1 protein-coding gene and 1 pseudogene are annotated in these 2,560 nt (G+C 58.9%); both read left to right on the top strand.

What is annotated here, in order from left to right; genetic code table 11:
* The coding region (locus tag A3AS_RS44500; RefSeq protein ID WP_018323167.1) for an outer membrane protein at positions 1-1,148 on the top strand (1,148 nt) is incomplete at its 5' end.
* Positions 1,149-2,078: 930 nt separating this feature from the next.
* Positions 2,079-2,560 (top strand): annotated as a pseudogene (locus A3AS_RS44495) (outer membrane beta-barrel protein); the annotation flags it as partial.

Here is a 2,560-nt window from a genome sequence, read left to right as displayed (position 1 = left end):
GTCTCGGTGGCGTCATCGGTCTGGGCATCGAGCAAGCCGTTACGCCTGCATGGTCGGTGAACGTCGAGTATGACTATCTGCATTTTGGCGGACCGCGTGTCGCGACGGCTTCGACAGTCCAGTTTCCGCCGTTTGCAATTCTGCCGGCGAACACAACCAGCCTGACCAGCAACTATCACATCGGAAAGATTGGCCTGAACTACCACTTTGGTGCGGACCCAGAGGCCGCACAATGGCACGCTACGTCGCCATACGCGAAGGCATCCGCCAGCGTTCCGCCCATTCCCTACGCGCCCGGCTGGTCCTTCGAAGGCGGCGCGCGGCTCTGGCTGAGCCGGGGGCGATTCCAGTGGGATCACAGCGCACTTCCGTATGGCTGGCCTGAAGACCCCAGCATACTGGTATCGAGGCTCACTTATCATGGACTGGACGGACTTTCCGGGGAGTTATTCGGCCGTGTTGACAGTCCCTGGGGAGTGTTCCTGAAGAGCAATCTGGGCATCGGGGGCTTCAACAAAGGGAAGGACAACGATGAAGATTGGGACGGCTCGTATAACAACACGGTATCAGGGCAAGCCAACGGAAGGTTCACATTTTACACGGCCGACGTCGGTTACGATTTCCTACGCGGCACCGACTACAAGATCGGCGGATTTATGGGCTGGACCTATTACGGCCAGACATCGGACTCGAGGGGATGCTTGGAGATGGTCAATCCCCTATATTCATGTCTTAGGCCGGGCGACAACAGGGTGGTCGGCGCCGAGGATACTCAATGGAATGCGCCTCGGATCGGCCTGAGCGCCGAAACCATGCTGACCGAGCGTTGGCGTTTGAGCGCCGACGTTGCCTACCTGCCTTGGACCGATTTCAAGGGGCGTGACTATCATCTCTTGCGCGACGACACCACCTTTGATGAACAACGCGGCAATGGTGGTGGCGGAGTCCAGATTGAGGGCGTGTTGTCCTACTTCCTCACCCAGAACATCAGCGTCGGCGTCGGTGGCCGCTATTGGGCCATGTGGACCAAAAAACGGGGCGACTCTCTGTGCAGCAGCAGCGGCTGCATTGGTGAGCCGTCCGTATTTGGGAAGTACAGCATGGAGCGCTGGGGTACGTTCTTCCAGGCCTCCTGTAAGTTCGATTGAAAGGTCCACCAAAACCAAGCTCCAGACTCCTCTCGACCCATCTGAAGCCAGCTCGTGAGTAACGACATCGGCGCCAGAATTGGCGCCGATGCCATTGGTATGGCGCGACCAGCTTGGGACGCTCCTGGTCGTCGGGCGCGTCCCTAGCCGAAACGCACTGCCCAGCATCGAGCCCGAGAGTGGAGATCCGATCTTGATCTACAGCATGAGCACGCGAGCGCAGCAGCGCCTGCACTCGTCCCAAAAGCCATCGCGACGGACAACAGAATCCTCGGCAATCTGTCGATCAACGGCTTTTCATTGCACGAGCGCCTGCGGTGGGCTGATTGAGAATGTCCGCAATGCGCCGGATGAACACGGGCCGATCCTTCTCGCCGCAAGGCTAGGCGGCAGCGGATCGACGTGTGAGTCCCGAGCGTTGCGACCCTAGAATACCATTAGGAGGCCACGTTCCAGCTCCGATCCGCGGAGCGAAACGCCAGACCTGTCGCGCTGGCCGTTCTTTGAGGATGCCGCTGTCCCTTAAGATCAATATCTAACGCGCAAGCGCATCCCGGAAAATACACCATCGGGATCGCCGTCCGGTGGTTCATCCCCGAGATCACGAAAGCGGGATGGGCGACCTCTGTGCCGGCAGAACAGCGCGCCAGATCTGCTGCGACCGTGCTTCTCATCGACGCTTCGACTGTCAGCCTTGAGACCAGTGTCCGGAAGCTGACGCGACACACTCTTAGGAAACTCCTGCAGAATATACGAATTCAGTTCGGCACGCGGTTTGCTTCGTTCGGGACATCATCACCAATCGTCGTGCGGTGATCTTCGGGATGGCGTTGGCGCGCGTTACCGCGTCTCTGGTCTGCTCCGACGATTTGTCGTGCGGCGATACTTCAGGAGCCGGGTCGTGAACTGGGAAGTGCAGGACAACCTTTGATGCGATCGAGAATTATTTTTTGTGGTGCGACAACAATTGCGCTCGTCTCAAGCAGCGCAGCCAAGCCGACGGACCTTGAGCCACAACTTAAACTGCCACAGGCGGTGTGGAACTGGTCTGGAGGCTATATTGGCGGGCACGTCGGCGGTGGTTACGGCCGAACCTCCTTCAGCAATCCATACGGTCCATCAATCTATGGCGGCATCGTCGATACCCCGGCATTCCTTGCAGGTGGCCAGATCGGTTACAACTGGCAGAACAACGGCTGGGTGTTTGGCATCGAGCTGGATGCCAGCGGTGCTGTCTCCGAGGGCACAAATACATGCCTTGCCCCTTCGGGCTTCGTTGTGAGCGCAAACTGCAAGGCAGGTCCGAGCCTCTTCGCCACCGGAACGGGCCGCGTCGGTTACGCTTTTGGCGCACTCGGCCACACACTGGCCTATCTCAAAGCAGGCGTAGCCTGGCAAAACAATCGGGGCGA

Source organism: Bradyrhizobium sp. WSM2793, assembly GCF_000379585.1.
In the GTDB taxonomy this organism is placed as follows: Bacteria; Pseudomonadota; Alphaproteobacteria; order Rhizobiales; family Xanthobacteraceae; genus Bradyrhizobium.
This window is presented reverse-complemented; position numbering and strand designations above follow the sequence as displayed.